This window comes from Mesorhizobium sp. ISC11 (assembly GCF_037162595.1).
GTDB lineage: Bacteria > Pseudomonadota > Alphaproteobacteria > Rhizobiales > Rhizobiaceae > Mesorhizobium > Mesorhizobium ciceri.
This window is the reverse complement of sequence record NZ_JAVSPW010000001.1, coordinates 5,259,262-5,275,745: the sequence shown is the minus strand read 5'-3', so window position 1 is coordinate 5,275,745 and position 16,484 is coordinate 5,259,262. Positions and strand designations below refer to the sequence as shown.

The following is a 16,484-nucleotide window of genomic DNA, read 5'->3' as shown; positions in this document are numbered from 1 at the left end:
AAGATGATCGCGAGGACTTCCAGTCGGCGCGGATAGCCCAGTGCTTCGGCACCCGCAAGCCAAGCGTCGAAGCGCCTGCAGGACCAAGCGGAGGCGACGGCAGCGCGCTTTGAGCGAAACAGGGTTTTTTGCAGTCGCCCTTGCGTCGCAACTGTTGACACTTCAAGAGAGTCCGGAGGCGGCTTTCAACCGCCGATCGGGCCAGGGCATATGCTCGCGGCGCCCCCCAGAAATGCCGTTGCGCAGCATGCCAGCCTCGCCACGTCGAACAGCGATCTCGCCGGACGGGTGTGACGATAACCGCCGCAATCCTTGTGGTCCCGGGCAACTTGCCTTCTCCGCGCGTGGATTCGCAGGCAGACAAGCGTGATGACGCAGGCGGTCGGCATAATTATGGATGCGCAGCATGCCGAAGCGTGGCTCAACGGGCAGCTTGCGGCAGCAAGGGAGACCTTGCGGGACACTGGTTAAGTGTAGCCCGGCCGTGGGGTCCCCGGACTGGTCGTGACCACGACCGATAGCATTGCGCCACCTATGGGCGCACCCGCTTGGGCAGCGGTTTGGGACCGTTCCCGCGCAACTGGCCTCAACAAGACGGAGACAGGAACGATTCCGACGTTTCGAAGCAGAGCGGGAATTGAGGACATGGTGCCCGCCTCGCCTGCTCTTCGCTGGCGGTACGCTTCTGTCTCATCGTTTTGTCCTCCGCTCGCCAATCGCTGCTCCCAGGAAGCGGTGCGGCTAGTCACGACAGGAACGGGCCCGCGGTCTGAGGCGCACTGCATCCGAAGGACCGGAACGAGTAGAAGGACCCGAAGCGAGAGCTAAGGGTTGCGGGACGCCGCGGCGGGCCTAGAAGGATGCGGCGCCACCTGCTGGGAAAGGCACAACAGAGAGAATTGCGAGAGTCTAACGACGCGCTAGGAGGCGCAGCGGAATGGTCGAGACGCCCTGAGCCAAGAAAAGCGGGGATCTACCCACCGGCACCCGGGCACGCGCGGTGATGGGCGCGGGCGCCCACTACGTCCGCAGGCTCAACAGAATCTCACACGGATCAGCGTCGAGGGCCGCAGTTATGTCGAGAAACTCAATGATATCGAGACGCCGCTCTCCACCCTCATATTTCGCCACGAAGGATTGCGGACGACCAAGCTTCTCAGCCACCTGCGCCTGCGTCAGTCCTTTGTCCTTGCGCAGTGAGATCAACTGGCTCAGAAACCGCTGGTGGCGGGAAGATCGAAGAGATTTGGGCATTAAGGTGAACCGGTCAGGTGAAGACCGGCTCAGCGACTAATCCCCGTTTCGGATTATCCCATTTTGGGATATTCTGCCTTGGATCCAGCGATCAAGAAGCGAGGTTCGCGGCAGACATGAATCGAACAACGGGAACAGATAGGACTCAAAGCTCAACACTGCTCGACGAGGTCCCTTGGTCAGACAGCCTCACGAGCTATGACAGGCAGCATTTCAAAATCTATCTGAGGATCCTCGACGCCTGCGCCGACAATGCTACCGTAGAGGAGATGGCCGATCTCATTCTCGGTATTGACCCGGCACTTGAACCGGGGCGCGCCCGCAAAGCTATTCACAGCCATATCGACCGGGCGAACTGGATGATTACGACCGGCTACAAGGAACTGTTCCGGGCTGACGAAAAGGGCAAGGCGTTCGCTTCTTGAGCAACGAACTGGCTACCGCCAATCACCCGCAGGCGAACCGTTGAGCGCCCGCAGGACGAAGCCGAGGCGGCGAGAGCGCTCTTCCAGCGAAACAGGGTTTGGCAGTTGCCTGTGCGTCCTTGGCGATCTCGCTGGATGATGCGACGACAACCGCCGCAGTTCCTCGTAGCCTCGCTCCCCGCAGTAGCATGGTCGGGTATGGACAGAGTGCCGAACAGATTCGGGCCGCTGAATATCCGAATTGCAATCGACGGCGAGGCGCTATTCGACTTGGGCTGGGCACGCAACGTGCAGACCCCGAGTTTCGCCGCTCGATCGCCGCAGCAGTCTGATTTGACCAAATGAACTCATAGATTGGCAAGGCAACTGGCAGCTAACGCGGCAGCAAGGGCACCATGCGCGCCTTTTAATCATCGTGAACCCCCGGTTACAACGAATTTAAAGACTCTTCACGACCGAAATCACTGACAAGTGGTACGTTCCCCAGCAAGTCTTCGGCGGCCCCGCAAAGTGTTAGGTCATACAAAGAAGTTGAAAGCTGATCATCCTGCAAGGCCGCACAGCCGGCTGTTTGGATACCAAGAGATTGAAAAAATGTCTTCCCTGCCATGGCAGCAACACCCAATCCAAAAAACTACAAGCGCGGGCCAATTGCTTTCGGCTCGCCGGATCATCGTGAAGATTGGCTCTGCACTGCTTGTCGATCCACAAACGAGAAAGCTGCGCGGCGCTTGGCTTGAGTCGCTAATAGCCGATGTCGCCCGATTTTTCTCACGCGGGCAGCAGGTGATTCTCGTCACATCAGGTGCTGTCGCGCTTGGATCTTGTCAATTCGATGGGTTAGACAGACCTCTCCGAATTGAGGAGAAGCAAACGGCGGCGGCAATTGGTCAGGTTCGACTTATGCTTGCTTACGAACAGAGATTAAAGCGCCATGGTTTTGCGTCGGGGCAAATGTTATTGACCAGCCAAGACATAGAGAACCAGAATCGCCGGCACAATGCATGGTCGACCCTTCAACAACTTCTCAAAATCGGGGCCGTACCCATCATCAACGAGAACGACACGACCGCAACGGCCGAGATCTGCTTTGGCGACAATGACCGGCTGGCGGCACGGGTCGCGCAGATGGTAAATGCCGACCTTTTAATTTTGCTTTCTAACGTAGATGGCCTATTCACGGAAGACCCGCACGACAATCCGTTGGCTCGTCTCGTGACAGAAGTGCGGTGCATTACCCCCGAGATAGAGGCCATGGCGGGTCATTCTCTCACCCGCTATAGTTCGGGTGGCATGGTAACAAAGTTAATGGCAGCAAAGATAGCCATGGGCGCGGGATGCGGCATGGTCATTGCGAGAGGAACCGAACCTTACCCGCTCGCCGCCATCGAGAACGGTTCGCCATCGACGTCGTTTGTTCCGATCGCCAAAGATAAAGCTATTCGCGGGGACCGTTGATGAACTCTGGCCGCCTGAATAACTCCAGCGGCCGTCAATTCGCGGGCGGGCTTGCAATGCCATCTGGCGCAATGTTGCGCAAGGAAACAGCAGGAATGAGCCTGCCATCGGAGGCTAGTGCACCTACTGAAGCGGCCTGTGCAAAGCATAGAGGAACCAAGGCCGAAGCAGTTTACTAATCTAGAGAATTGAAGATCGTGAGGAGGCTAACAGCGCTACGGCCTGGTTTTTGGTGCGCACGCCGAGCTTATTCCTGGCATTATCCAGATGAAAAGCGACCGTGCGCGCCGTGATGCCCAAGATGCAGGCCGTATCCAAGGCGGACGTGCCGCGCGCCGCCCACCGCAGGCAATCATATTCACGTGGTGTCAGCAAAATGCCGTCCACCGTTCGATTGACAGAGAGTTTGCGGCGAATATGAATGTGAAAGCACATTGCCATGAGTTGGAGCGCCTGCTCATACCGCTCGGCGACGCGCAGTAAAGCGGACGGCTCACGCGCTGCAAAGGTCATCGCAGCAACACGGCCTCTGCGATCGACAATCGGGATCGTCAATCCAGAGCAGATGCCGAACTCTGCCGCTTCAGCGAACAGCCTTTGCTGAACCTTCGATGTCTCAACGCCACGAAGGTCGCATTCCCATTGGAATGGACGTTCGGCAAGTCGCGCACGCATGATGACGGGATCGACTCTCTGATACTGGTTTCGCAGATAGTGCGCTGTCCAGGGATGCGGATAATTTGAGATCAACTTGGGCTCGCCGGAAGGTTGTGAGGGCAGGGATAGATAGGCAAACGTGAGTAGATCAAATCTTGAGGCCGCGCTGGCCAAGGCATCCCGAAGATCTGTTTCGTCGACGCTCTCCGAGAGCCTTTCCAGAAATGTCTCGAATACAAGCGGCATATCCTTTGTCATTGTCCTGACTCAATTTCTCCATCTGTCTGCTGCGCGCCACGCCGACTGGAGGCCCGGTAAAGCGGCCCGCTTAACCGCTGCCCGCATCTCTGCATGGGCCGCCTGACAGTCCTTGCAGAATGGCGCAACGTCTGGATCTTCGCTCCGATGATCCCAATGGCAACTACGCTGGGCCTTGGGACGGCTATCTCCGCGACGCTTGAGCATCTCTCCAAACGCAATTGTGCAATGAGAGAGCCCTCTCGGAGTGAAACGACACAGCGCCCCTGCATCACTCAGTGGTGAGAAGTCATCCTGCGCCATCATGGTCAGCGGCATCTAAAGGAATCATCAGTCCAGAGGTTGCTGCGTCAACGTCGCTCCGCACGAAAAAGAGAATGACAGGCGCTCATCTTCGCCGCTCTGGCACTGTGATCTGGAACGTAGTTGCGCCGCTTCTGTGTGTTGCTGGGCAGATCGACTTCAAAGATCATACGGATGCCGCCGTTCCGTAAAGTTCAAATTGCCAGTCTATCATCTTAAGCCGGGACCAACCCAGGCCGGTACTCTCGCTCGACACTGCTGCGGCGACATTCCATTGAAGATTCTGAAGCACTTTGCGAAGTGCGAAGCAGACATGAACCCGCAGGCCATGGCAACGTCAATGATGGGCATCCGTGTGCCTTCAATCAGGCGCTTTGCATGCTCTGTTCGAATCCGGAGATAGTGACGCACCGGCGGAAGTCCAATATGGGAAGCGAACAAGCGTTCCAGCTGGCGCCGTGACACTCCGGCTTTTTGCGCGACCTCGTCCATTGCGAGCGGGAACTCCACGTTTTCTTCCATGATCCGCATTGCCATCAGGAGCTTGTCGCTCACGCCGACAAAGGCCAGGCCCGCTGGGCCGGTCTGGCGGTTTGAACCTGAGCGCTGACCTTCAACTGTCGCGTGGCGGCAGACCTCCTGGGCAATATACCCGCCGGCATGGCTGCCAATCAGATCCACGGCCAGGTCGAAGGCTGCCAGTTCTCCTGCGCAGGTTGAATACTGGCCGTCCTTGACAAACAAGGAATCGCTTACACGAGCCTGGTTGAACACTTCGGCGAACGCAGCGAGGCGCGACCAGTGTATCGTACAGCGTGTGCCTGCCAGAAGGCCCGTTCGAGCAAGCAGCCATGTCGCTGTCCCAACGGCAGATATCGGCACCCCGCGACGCGCCATCGTTCGCAGGAATCCGTTGAGCTCAGGTGTCAGTTGCCGTTCGACCGGCACGCCCGTCATAATAGCGAGCTGGTTCGGTCTGCGATCTTCCGCGCCTAATACCAGCTCGTCTATTGCGAAATCGACAGCAACCGAAAGGCCGTTGGCGCCCTCAATAGGCCGGGCGTCAAGGCCGGCGATTCCCCACCGGAACAGGGGCAGCGGCGACACCGTATTGGCGATTCGGAACGGTTCGAGGTAAGCGTGAAGCGCCAAGTGCGAGAACCCGGGCAGCACCAGAACCACTAGATCAAACGGTCGGCCGGCCGCCGAAATCGCCGGCGCGGCCCACGACTTTATTACGCTGATATTGGCAGGCGCGTTCATCAGGATCCGTATGTGACCAATGCTTTGCCGAACATGCCGGCTTCCGGTTTGACGCCGAGGCCTGGCAGTTGCGGCACGGCGATGTGACCCTTTTCGATAACAACCGGGTTCTTCGCGTCGAAATGTCCGTCGATATATTCCTGCGCGATCCAGGCACCCTCCATGCGGCACGGCTCTACGGTCGCGGCGAGATGGACGCAGGCCGCCGCAATGATGTCGCCACCCCAGGCGTCGTCGCAGCTATGCGGCAAGGAGCGGATGGCACAAAGGTCGCGAACGGCCGTCATCTTTGTGAGGCCTCCAAGGCGAGTGACCTTGAAGCCAAAGCCGTCAGCGATGCCCTGGGAGATCGCCTTGAGTACGGCATTCTGATCCTCTGTGTTCTCGTCCAGATATATAGGGTGCGTTACCCTGCCCTTCAGAGTGGCGACCTCATCCATAGTGTTGCAAGGTTGTTCGAAAACAAACGGGATTGCCTCACATAGCCGATCAAGATGGATTGCAGAAGCGACAGTGAGGCCTCTGTTGCCATCCACAGCGATGCGCGCTTTGTAACCGACTGCCTCCCAAACTTTGCGAATTGTGGCCACGTCCTCTTCGAGAGAGCGCCCCGAGATCTTGACCTGAAGGCGCAAGTAGCCCGCCTTCAGCTTATCGGCGGCAATTCGAGCGGTTTCATCCGGTGCGCCGACGATCAGCGAATAGTAGGCTGGAACGCGGTCAGTCAGCGCTCCGCCCAAGAGAGTCGAGACCGGGACGCCTAGCTGCTGGCCGAGGAGGTCCAGGAACGCCATGTCGAACGCTGCCTTGGCATAGCCATGCCCGTTGAGGCGTTCGTCCATGCGTTTTGTTAGAAGCCTGATCGAGGCTATCTCAGAACCGACGAGCCCCGGGGCGATTTCGGCTATCGCTGCGCGGGCGCCCAATGCATGATGCGGTTGATATAGCGGCCCAACTGGACAGGTTTCGCCCCAGCCCGTGAGTCCGTGATCGGTCACTATCTCGAGAAGCGTGCTGTCCAGCGACTCCACCTCGTCGCTCGCCATACGGTAGACGCCGCCCTTAACCGGTAGCCGAGTGGTATAAACGTTGATTTGATCGATGCGCATGACGTGGGTCAGAAGTCTTCATTCAGGGCATCGACGGCGGGGATTTCCCGTGAGCGACGATCGATATACGCGCGCAATTCCTCGTCCTTAGCGACATCGAGCTTAGGTTCTTCATATTCGTCCAGAAGACGGCGTGCATGATCGAGCGCGCGTTGCTTGATGTCCTTGGAGCCATCGGCGTACCACTGCTCGATCGAGTTATTGTCAAACAGTTTCGGGATAAAGAAGGCCTTCTCGAAGTTCGCCTGTGTATGGGGATGTCCAAAGTAATGGCCGCCGGGCCCGACATCGCGGACCGCAGCCAAGGCTTCGTCAAAGTCGTCCCACTGGATGCCTTGGGTCATGCGATAGCCCATAGAGCAGACTTCGGCGTCGACGACGAACTTCGCGATCGAGCAGTGCATACCGGCTTCATTCCAGCCAGCCGAATGCCAAATGTAGTTTGCGCCTGACATCAGCACGGCCATCATCGTCATCGCACTCTCATAGCCGGCTTGCGCATCGAAGACCTTGGCGCCGCCGAGCAGGTTTGAGGTACGCCAAGGGACATTATAGCGGCGAGCCATCTGACCGATCATGAAGTTCATGAGCGATATCTCCGGCGTCCCCGCCATCGGCGCTCCCGATTGCATCGACACGGTCGACAGATAGTGCCCATAAATCGCGGGGCAGCCCTTCCGGACCACCTGCGTATACGCGAGTGCAGAAAGCGCCTCCGCATTGAGCTGAGCCACCGCCGCCGCGGTGGAGGCCGGCGTATTAGCGCCGCCGAGAACGAATGGCGAGCACAGAACGGGCTGATTGCGCCGGCAGAAAGCACGCATGCCGCCCAGCATAACCTGGTCCCACACGAGCGGCGAATTGCCATTGCAGTTTCCGGTGGTCACTGCATGCTTGTCGAGGAAGCCTTCGCCGAACAGGATCTCGCACATATCAAGCACATCCTCCGCATTTTTGGGCGAAGTAGTCATGCCCATAAATATCTTGTCGGAATGCCTCATTGACGAATAGGTGATGTGCAGGTGCCGATGCGCGACAACAATGTCCATTGGCTCCACGATGTGGTGCGCCGATGAATGCAACGCCGGCATCATGTGCGCTAGCTTGTGAAAGGTCCCAAGGTCCGCGATCGTCGGGCCACGCCGGACGTCATCTAGATCGCGCATGTAAGGCGCGCCGGTCATAGGTACAAAGATAGATTTGTTGCCGCCGAGCGCGACATTCTTCGCCGGATCCCTAGCGAAATATTCGACTTTGGGGGGGATGGTCTTGACAAGTTCCATGACCAGGCCGCGGTCGAGGTGAACGCGGTCATCCGCCCGCACGTCCGCTCCGGCTCTCTTCCAGTCCTCGATTGCGATCGGATCGCGAAACACTACGCCTACTTCTTCAAGGATCGCGAGAGAAGCCTCGTGAACGCGCTCAACCTGCTCGGCATTCATCGGCTCTACGACCGGCAGGCCGCGCTTCAGCGTCGGCAACATGTCGACCTTCGGCGCCATGCGGATCGTCCGCCGCGCTTCCCGCCCTCCTCTACGAGAAAGTTGTAGCTGAGCAGTCATGCCGGCCTCCAGAATAACGGTACGGCCCGTGTGAGCCGGCCTCAACTATTGCTGTAGCCCGAAGTTTTGACCTACTGCAAAAGTCTCACGCGTCTGTTGACTAACGCGCGGCCGTGGTCGGGCCGTCCGATCAGATAGCTCGCATCGACAAGAAAGACCGGTTCCCGCCGAAGGCAGGTCACGGGTGCACACTCGACGAGTGCATCGAGGAAAAAAATTCAATCGTGAGACTACTTTTTTGCGCCAACGACCTTGTGCGGTTCCGTGCTAGCAAGTGTTGGTTGGTGTTGGTGGGACTCAAAATTGTGACTCTAGACGACAACGTTGCGTACGTTTGGGGCTGGATTCGCAGCATGGTGAAATATGCGGGATCTGGGACAGCCCTGTTGCTCCTCAGCCGGCCCAAGTATCCGTTTGACGCAATTCTTGCAGTAAAACTGGCCTCGATGAGACGAGTGTACGCCTCGACATGTTTCCCCCGTCCAAGAGGTGACTGAGGCTTTTGTAAAGAACCGCTTTTCCCAGATGCAAAGGCGTTTGGAAAATCTCTGTCAGAACAAACAGCGAATTGAACGCAAGGAGGGCATCTCTTCCGGCGCACAATCTCGACGCTTCTATGCGAACTAGACGGACAGGAATTTGATCGAAGCTTGTGAGGCGCCCCGGGCGCCTAAAGATGAATGGAGTCGAAAATTGTCGAATAGTTGGAAATATGACCGCGCCAAGAATGCCATTGATGCCCGCATCAAGGACGTTGAAACGGTGACGGTCGCCGACTACAAGCGAGATACGTCATTGACGTCCATACCGACGAACAAAGCCTACCGAATAGATGCTGTTCACCTCTACGCCGACATTTTGAACCTTCGAGACATGCTTAAAAGCACCGCGACGGAAGGAGAGACCTGCCATAAGAGGACACTCCGCTTTCTCAATCTTCACTACCGGGCCGTACACAGAATCTTATCAGCGTCGGATGCCCTGCGTGTCGATTTTCATAACCAGCGCCTCCACGCGGTCGTCGCCAAGCCCTACGGCGAGGATTCGGAAGGCGACCGCGTGAACCGAGCGGTGGCGATTGCACGGTTGATCAGCGACGTCCTGCAGGAAACGGGCGACGATGATGAGAACATCCCCGCAGCGCAGGTTCGTATTGGCATAGACAGCGGCCGTGCGTTGGTCGTCAACAACGGCCGCAACGGCAACCGAGAACCGCTATTCCTTGGCCGCCCTGCCAACATGGCCGCAAAGATCGCGTCGAACGGAAATGACGTTGGAATCTATCTCAGCAACGAGGCACGATCTGCAATAGGCCTCGAAGAGCTCGATGCTGAGGACATACCGCTTACGCCATTGACCGACGCAGAGATCTCCGAGTGCCAGGATGCAGCGCAGCTCGGCTTGAGCAAGGACACCCTGGTGTCGGAATGGCACGCCGACAACAAGAACAATCCAATCGGCTCCTTTGTCTTCACGCGAGTCACGCCACCCCTGCGAGATCTCGACATCCCTTTGCTGACCCCGGGCAACTCAAGACGGATGGAGACGATTTCGGTCTACGCTGACGTCGACAATTTCACAGCCTATGTGGACACCCATATCGACGATGATCCGGAAGACGTTGTTCGCTGTCTCCATGTCATCCGCTCAGAACTTGATCGGGTTCTTTCTTCCGACTTCTCGGGACGTCGTATCAGGTTCATCGGTGACTGCATCCATGGCCATTTGATGGAGGGTACCGCCTTTCAGACCTACACTGAGGACACGGTATCGACTGGAACACTTTGCGCCGGTGCCTTCAGGAGCAGCTTCGACCTAGCGCTTGAGCGGCTGCGCGCGAATAACGTAGATACGGACGGTCTGGGATTGGCGATTGGTTTTGAGTATGGACCAACTACCATCACTCGACTTGGCATGCAGGGCAATCGTGTTCGCTGCTCCACAGGACGAGCAGTCTTAGGATCAGAGGACGAACAGAAGCGCTGCACTGGCGAGCAGACGGCAATCGGCCAAACCGCATATGACGGAGGCACGGCATCGGTGCGCACGCTCTTCGGAACGTCGAGGCGAAAGTCAGGTCTCACGTATGATGTGGTGCTAGAAGCACTCGTTGCCGATGAAAACAAGGTGGCCAAAGCCATACACGCTGCCGCTTACGTGGTGGTGAGTCCTTCAATAGCCAGAGCTGCCGAAGAGCCGTTCCGACCTTACTGGGAGAAGTGCTAACACCGATGTCGGCCGTTTGGCTATTGGCTGAGACTGCAAACTTGAACCATGCCGTCTTCATTCGCGAGAATGGCGACAGCGCAATCTTTGCTGTCCAGCCCCCGCTTGCTTCCGGTGCCCCAGGGACTAAATTTCTTATCGATGTCAAGAGGGTCGGCGAGACGGTTAAAGCTCGCGAATTGAAACCGGACCATCTTCCATCGTTCTGCCCGGAACGCCACATAAACTTCGACGGAAGCTTCTGTCTTTTTTGGGCGGAGCTCGAGCCTCATACCATCGACAGTCATGAGGCGGCGGCTGGATGGTGGCGGAAGTTGCTACTCTTTCTCCTTAGGCAAGGCGCCGCCGCGGTAATACGCTCATGGCCTGGAAAGGCCGATGCTAGGGCCCACGGGTCAGAGGCTGCGAAACTTCAAGCGGTCGCGGAATTCAATGCGTCCAACCTCGGCCAAGCGTACATAGCTTTTCTTCGGGAAGACCGTTTTTCGACCGTGGAGAAGCGGGTAAACAATGAGCGCCGAGTGCGACTGCACTTGGACGGTAAGAGGCTGCTTTCAGTCGTGCGAAAGGAGCGTCGCGTCATGACGCTTCGGCAAAGATGCAAATGCGGCCATGAGAACCGCCCAATTTCCGCCTGCTCAGATCACGGTAAAGTCCTCGCCGATTTCGTCCTAGCGTTAGATGGCTGGCGTGAGGCTGAGCGGGCGTTCTTCAACAGTTTCAAAAACTCGACGCTGAAATGCTGCGGGACAATGGATAACTGTCCTCTCGCCAACATTCTAGGCGTGCAACTCAATGAAGCTGCGTAGGATTGCGATGGCCAGAAATGATCAGCAAGACAGTTATGAGAAACTGCTCTCCGCCAGCCATGCGCGGATGCTGGACCTCGTGAAATTTGCAGAAACGAAGAATGCAGCCCTGCTCACCTTTTGCTCGGTTTGGATGGGATCGATTATCACTATACTCCGATCCTCGGACGAACCGCCCATGGGCTACCGAGCAGCATTCCTTGTTGTTCTTCCTCTATTGGCCGTAGCGGCTGTCATATCATTGACTTCATTCCTACCAAAATTCCTACATCACTTTCATCGGACCGTGGATGGATCGGCGAACCTCCTATATTTCGGCGACATCGCAAAACTGCGATCAGAGGAATTCGGTGAAGCCGCCAGGAGGCGGTATTTTCCGGAGGATGGTCAATCCGCGACCGACGACTATTTGAACGACCTAGCGCTCCAGGTCGCCGTGCAGGCTCTCATCGCAAATCGTAAATTCAAGACTTTCAACGCCGCCGGCCGACTCGTCCTAGCTTCATTCATTTGCATGGCCGCCCCCCCGGTGGTCTGGGCTCTTCAAACTATTTGGACGACCGCTAAAAGATTGCTTCAGGTAGCCAGTTAACTCTTCAGGCGGTCAAAAGATGCCGAGTTATTTTAGATTGTGAAGGAAAGGTTTTCACGTGATCGCGGGGCAGCGCCTCTATCAAGAAGAGCCTGAGGGCCAACGTCTGCTCGGTGGGATTCCTGAGTCGCCTATGGCCAGTAGGGTCTCGGACAAATTGTGGAATTTTCCAAGGAGGCAAAGTTGATTGAGCAGGATTGGCGGTACAATGAAGTCTATTTCATTATCTCGGAATCTTCGGCGTCTTTGTGAACTCCAAAAAAGTGGCAACGCGCCAACCGGGAGAGGCCATCGAGCTGCTACTTCCACTGGACTTGCGTGAAGTCTATCAAAGCGAGTTGGCTGCGGCTGATCGATACCGATGGTCATGTCATCCAGAGGTCACGACCTCCAGTAAAGGGGACAGGCATTAGAACCATGCCCCCACGCGGTTGTATTCTCGAACTGCTGCAGGCGAGATGAGGGAGGCCGCTACAGACACGTGGAGCGCGGTCCGGTCCGCCGAGCGAACGAAGGCGCTCTCTGCCGAGGCAAGCCAAACGGCTAGATTTCCGATATCGGTTGGCTCGCCAAGACGGCCAACCGGATGCATGGCGAGCAGTTCTCTGTAGAAGCGGGAGCTGTCGGCCATGCTATGTATGTAGATTTCACTGAGATCAGAATTGATCCAGCCCGGTGCAATGGCATTGCACCGGATGCCCTCATGCCCATGATCGACCGCGAATGCTGCGGTAAAGCCGTGAATGCCGGCCTTCGAGGCGGAATATGCAGGATGGCCAGGATTGGAGGCCAGGCCTTCAATCGACCCGATATTCACCACGCTTGCACCGGTCCGCTTGCGGAGGTGCGGCAACGCCGCCTTCGTCAGCAGGAATGGAGCCTTGGGATTGATATCCATCATGTCATCCCAGTCGGCCTCTGTCATCTCGTCGACCGTCTTCTCGAACATGACACCAGCGTTATTGACCAGGATATCCAGACCGCCAAGGCATTGACAACAGTTTCGACAGCCGATCGAATGTCGTCGGAATTCGCGAGATCTGCCTTCACATAGATGGTTCGATCGTCAAGCAACCCGTCAGGCGGCGAATTTCTCTGCACAATGGCAACGCACAATGGCAACTCTCGCCCCCTCCTCTACGAACCGCTGTGTAATACCGGCGCCGATACCACGTACGCCGCCTGTCACGATTGCGATCTTGCCTGCTAGCCTGTCAGCCATGGGTGCCTCAATAGTGAGCTTTTGCGTCGTTCAATTCGACCGCCGTGCCCGCGACGGAGCGGGCGGCGTCGGAACATAGGAAGAATACCACGTGCGTCGGCTCAGCGATCCGGCCTAAAGGCACTGTGCTGTTGATCTCCGCGGCGGCTGTGTACGGGTCGTAGCTTGGCCGGACAGAGCCGGTACGCAGCGTCGGCGTGTTGACTTCACTGGGGCACAGCGCGTTGACCCGCGTCCCGTTACTTGCCTGGTCGCGGCCGAGACATTTTGAAAACGCCGCCACGGCTTCTTCGCTGATCCAGTACGCGGCGTGCCCAGGCCCGGGATGGGGTCCCCGTAACATGCGACGTTCACAAAGGCGCCGCCGCCATGTCTCTTCATGTGGCCCATGGCTTTCCGGGAGGTATCGACAATGGAACACACGCTAATCTCGAACGTCCGCTCCCAATCTTCGCCGGTCGTCGTGAGAATATTTCCTCGCGTGATGATTCCGGCGTTGTTGACGAGCATGTCGAGCCGCCCTGTCGCCTGAACGGAGTACTCGATCAAATCCTCGCAATAGTCCTTGCTCCTGAGGTCACCGGCTTTGGTCCAGACATTCTGTCCGGTTAGATTGAGTTCTGCCTCAAGCGTGCCGAGACCAGCCTGATCGAGGTTGCCCGCAACCACACGAAAGCCCTTTCAACGAACTGCCTGGAGATAGCTTGCTCTATGCATCCCGCGGCGCTTGTTATCACCGCAGTTTCTTATCATTGCCAGTCACAGCTAAAGTCAACCTTTGAGAAAAGTTCCGCTCATAATCTCTGAAAGGACACCGAAGACTAGTGGGGCAGTCCTGCAAAAGTTCCACCTCATTGTTGAGTTGTCAGTCAGCGGCATCGCCACGGATTGTGCTACGCTACAGCGGTGTCGGACTTTGATCGGGCAGCGTCGCAGATCGCGAAGCATGGTTCGAGCAGTTTTACTAAGCTGCGGCGCAGCTGGGTTGGAATCGCGGCCATAATCGGCCGTAACGCAGACTATCAGCCGCAACCTGATTTCCAAAAGTACCGAGTGGCTTGATATATTTGTCGCGCGGCGCGATTGTCGAAGTATTTGGAGCTTAAGATGGTTCGCCGCTATTACGACCTGCCGTCCCTGACTGCTTTGGCTGTTTTTGAAGCGTCTGCCCGGCACCTGTCATTCAAATTGGCTGCTGCCGAACTGAACGTCACTCCTGGGGCTGTCAGCCGGCAGATCAAAGCGATCGAGGATGAGCTCGGTGTTCCGCTCTTCGCTCGGCTGGCAACCGGCGTGGCGCTGACAGGCGCCGGCGAAGACCTTTATGGCGCGTTGGCCAGCGGTTTTTCGCGGGCCGCAGATATCGTCCGAAATGTGAAGCGCGGCGACCGGGCGAAGAACGTCACTCTCGCCTGCTCTGATGCGTTCGCGTCGATGTGGTTGATCCCACGGATGCCGGACTTCTGGACGCGAAATCAGGTCATTGCCGTTGACCACCTGATTTCGGACAATCCTCGAGAATACCGGCGCGCCGAAGTCGAACTGCGTATCCGCTACGGGTTTGGATCGTGGTCGAATGAAGATGCTGAACTCCTTTTCGATGAAACAATCTACCCGGTATGCGGGCCTGGATTTGCAAGCAAGCATCGCGACGCAACAGCGGAGTCATTGGCCGACATTCCTTTGCTGCACGTTGACTGGGTGGATCCCGACTGGGCTGGCTGGGACGAGGTCTTGCGGCGCGCGGGAGTCTCGCATGGGCCGACCCGCGGTCGGCGCTTCGGCAAGTTCTTCGTGGCTCTCCAGGCCGCTCAAGCCGATCAAGGGGTGGCTGTTGGCTGGCACCGCCTTGTCAAGGCGCAGATCGAAGAAGGGAAACTCGTCAGACTGACGGATCTCGAGTTGCCCGCCCCTGGTAGCTATTATCTCACCTGGTATGAAAATCGCACACTGTCCCCTGCCGCGCAGAGCCTCCGTAGCTGGATCCGGGAAACGGCGGCGCAAGAACGAGAAAGCTAGAGCTCTCTGCCGGCCCGCTTCTGCATCGCCCACAGCTTCAACGGCACTCCGATCGACATCAGCGGTTCTGGATACAGCCGAACCGGGGTTGGCTCGCTCAGGGCGTCTGCAACCATCGGCTCGTCGCTGCCGGCGGCAAGATCGGCAGCCAGCATCCCATAGAGGGTAGCTTGCACCGTTCCAAGGCCATTGCAGCATCCGGCTACGAAGACCCTATCCTCAATTTCGCCGAATGCGGGCGCTGAATTGAGGGAGAGACACAAGTGGCCTCCCCAGCGAAATTCCATCGGTATTTCACCCAGCATAGGGAAGCGCGCCTGGAACGATCGGTCGTGCGCAGCGCCGATCCGACGGATCTGCTTCTCACTGGTGGACATATCCGGATTATAGGTGAAGGTGTTGCGGACGAGGATCCGGTTGCCGATCCTCCGGATAGTCGATCCCATCGGATCAGCCGGGATCAGGCCCCAGTTCGGTTCACCGCCCAGAAGCGCCTGTTCGGTCCTGGAGAGCGGCCTTGTCATGCTGGCGTACGTGAACACATGCAGCAGGCGTTTCCTGAAGAAGCCAAAGCTTTCAAGATGACCGTTGACCGTCAGTATCAGCCGCGGCGCGGTGATCTCGCCCCCGGCCGTCCTCACGGTATGCATTTTGCCGGTCTGCAGAGATGTGACCGGCGAATTTTCGAATATATGAATACCGCGGGCTAACCCTTGGGCGAGGCCGCGGATGAAGCCGGCCGGCTGTGCCATTACTGTTCCCGGCGTAAAGGTACCTCCGGCGAAGAAGTCGGTTCCGGTGATTTCCTTCAGCTGCAGCGCGTCGAGCCGCTCGAATGGCTCGCCTAATCCCGTCAGGTGCTCCTCGAACCCGCTCAGGGCAGAGAGACCGTGGCCGGTTGCCGCCCCATGAAATTTGCCGGCCCGAACAAAGAACTTCTGCAGACCGTACTCGTCTGCGGATGAAGCAGAGAATTCGATCGCGGCCCGGTTCAGGCGGATGCGCCGGCGGTCGCGGTCCTGGCTTCCGCCGTAGTGCTCACTGCCGAGTTCGTGCGGAAGATCGATCATGAAGCCGGAGTTGCGCCCGGCAGCACCCCAACCGATGCGCTGGGCGTCGACGACCGCAATGCGCTCGTCCGGCACCAGTTGGGACAGACGCCGCGCGGCCGCCAGACCAGCAAAGCCGGCTCCGACAATGAGCCAGTCTGCCTTGTGACGGCCGCGCAGCACCTCCGGTGCCTTGGGAGGCGGCAGAATACCGTACCAGCCGGACAGGGACGTGTCCGCAGGCGTGCGGACAGCCGCGTGGTCGGTCATCTTAGCGA

13 protein-coding genes and 2 pseudogenes are annotated in these 16,484 nt (G+C 57.7%); 6 read left to right on the top strand and 9 right to left on the bottom strand.

What is annotated here, in order from left to right:
• Positions 1-1,020: 1,020 nt before the first annotated feature.
• Complete coding sequence (locus RPF88_RS25490; RefSeq protein ID WP_127399671.1) at positions 1,021-1,254, bottom strand: helix-turn-helix domain-containing protein; 234 nt, start codon at positions 1,252-1,254, stop codon at positions 1,021-1,023.
• 116 nt (positions 1,255-1,370) lie between these two features.
• Between RPF88_RS25490 and RPF88_RS25485 the strand changes: the two genes are divergently transcribed.
• Together RPF88_RS25485 and proB are read left to right on the top strand one after the other, a co-directional pair.
• Positions 1,371-1,679, top strand: coding sequence for a DNA -binding domain-containing protein (locus RPF88_RS25485; protein ID WP_127399677.1), 309 nt, complete (start codon positions 1,371-1,373; stop codon positions 1,677-1,679).
• A 510-nt stretch (positions 1,680-2,189) separates the two neighbouring features.
• Positions 2,190-3,137, top strand: coding sequence for a glutamate 5-kinase (gene proB / locus RPF88_RS25480; protein ID WP_245492518.1), 948 nt, complete (start codon positions 2,190-2,192; stop codon positions 3,135-3,137).
• Positions 3,138-3,317: 180 nt separating this feature from the next.
• Here the strand turns inward: proB and RPF88_RS25475 are convergent, their stop codons facing one another.
• The 4 genes from RPF88_RS25475 to RPF88_RS25460 form a co-directional block, all read right to left on the bottom strand.
• Positions 3,318-4,040 carry a LuxR family transcriptional regulator gene (locus RPF88_RS25475; RefSeq protein WP_442921307.1) on the bottom strand — a complete coding sequence of 241 codons (723 nt, stop codon included), beginning with the start codon at positions 4,038-4,040 and terminating at the stop codon, positions 3,318-3,320.
• Between the two features lie 525 nt (positions 4,041-4,565).
• Positions 4,566-5,618, bottom strand: a complete 1,053-nt coding sequence (locus tag RPF88_RS25470; protein ID WP_287083548.1) for a GlxA family transcriptional regulator — start codon at positions 5,616-5,618, stop codon at positions 4,566-4,568.
• On the bottom strand, positions 5,618-6,727 hold the full coding sequence (locus tag RPF88_RS25465) for a mandelate racemase/muconate lactonizing enzyme family protein (RefSeq protein ID WP_127399667.1): 1,110 nt from the start codon (positions 6,725-6,727) through the stop codon (positions 5,618-5,620). The genes RPF88_RS25470 and RPF88_RS25465 overlap by 1 nt, the downstream gene beginning before the upstream one ends.
• Before the next feature lie 8 nt (positions 6,728-6,735).
• The gene (locus tag RPF88_RS25460) at positions 6,736-8,289 is read right to left on the bottom strand and encodes a trimethylamine methyltransferase family protein (protein ID WP_127399666.1); all 1,554 of its coding nucleotides are present in this window, start codon (positions 8,287-8,289) and stop codon (positions 6,736-6,738) included.
• A 693-nt stretch (positions 8,290-8,982) separates the two neighbouring features.
• On the opposite strand from RPF88_RS25460, the gene RPF88_RS25455 reads away from it, so the two are divergent.
• The 3 genes from RPF88_RS25455 to RPF88_RS25445 are packed head-to-tail and all read left to right on the top strand — an operon-like array spanning position 8,983 to position 11,916.
• On the top strand, positions 8,983-10,515 hold the full coding sequence (locus RPF88_RS25455) for an adenylate/guanylate cyclase domain-containing protein (RefSeq protein ID WP_127399665.1): 1,533 nt from the start codon (positions 8,983-8,985) through the stop codon (positions 10,513-10,515).
• 41 nt (positions 10,516-10,556) lie between these two features.
• The gene (locus RPF88_RS25450) at positions 10,557-11,324 is read left to right on the top strand and encodes an E2 domain-associated cysteine-rich protein (protein ID WP_127399664.1); all 768 of its coding nucleotides are present in this window, start codon (positions 10,557-10,559) and stop codon (positions 11,322-11,324) included.
• Positions 11,311-11,916 (top strand): Pycsar system effector family protein, encoded by a 606-nt coding sequence (locus RPF88_RS25445; protein ID WP_127399663.1) that lies wholly within the window; start codon positions 11,311-11,313, stop codon positions 11,914-11,916. Before RPF88_RS25450 ends, RPF88_RS25445 begins: the two co-directional genes overlap by 14 nt.
• 409 nt (positions 11,917-12,325) lie before the next feature.
• On the opposite strand, the pseudogene RPF88_RS25440 reads toward RPF88_RS25445, so the two are convergent.
• The 3 genes and pseudogenes from RPF88_RS25440 to RPF88_RS33450 form a co-directional block, all read right to left on the bottom strand.
• Positions 12,326-13,138, bottom strand: a pseudogene (locus RPF88_RS25440) (SDR family NAD(P)-dependent oxidoreductase).
• A gap of 7 nt (positions 13,139-13,145) precedes the next feature.
• Positions 13,146-13,421 (bottom strand): SDR family oxidoreductase, encoded by a 276-nt coding sequence (locus RPF88_RS25435; RefSeq protein WP_281034351.1) that lies wholly within the window; start codon positions 13,419-13,421, stop codon positions 13,146-13,148.
• Between the two features lie 107 nt (positions 13,422-13,528).
• Positions 13,529-13,807: pseudogene (locus RPF88_RS33450) on the bottom strand (SDR family NAD(P)-dependent oxidoreductase); the annotation flags it as partial.
• Positions 13,808-14,245: 438 nt separating this feature from the next.
• Here RPF88_RS33450 and RPF88_RS25425 point away from each other — a divergent pair.
• A complete protein-coding gene (locus RPF88_RS25425) occupies positions 14,246-15,157 on the top strand; it encodes a LysR substrate-binding domain-containing protein (RefSeq protein ID WP_127399661.1) in 912 nt (303 codons plus the stop codon).
• Here the strand turns inward: RPF88_RS25425 and RPF88_RS25420 are convergent.
• Entirely contained in the window at positions 15,154-16,476 is a 1,323-nt protein-coding gene (locus RPF88_RS25420; RefSeq protein ID WP_127399660.1) for an NAD(P)/FAD-dependent oxidoreductase, read from the bottom strand. The two genes, RPF88_RS25425 and RPF88_RS25420, sit on opposite strands and share 4 nt — an antisense overlap.
• Positions 16,477-16,484 lie beyond the last annotated feature (8 nt).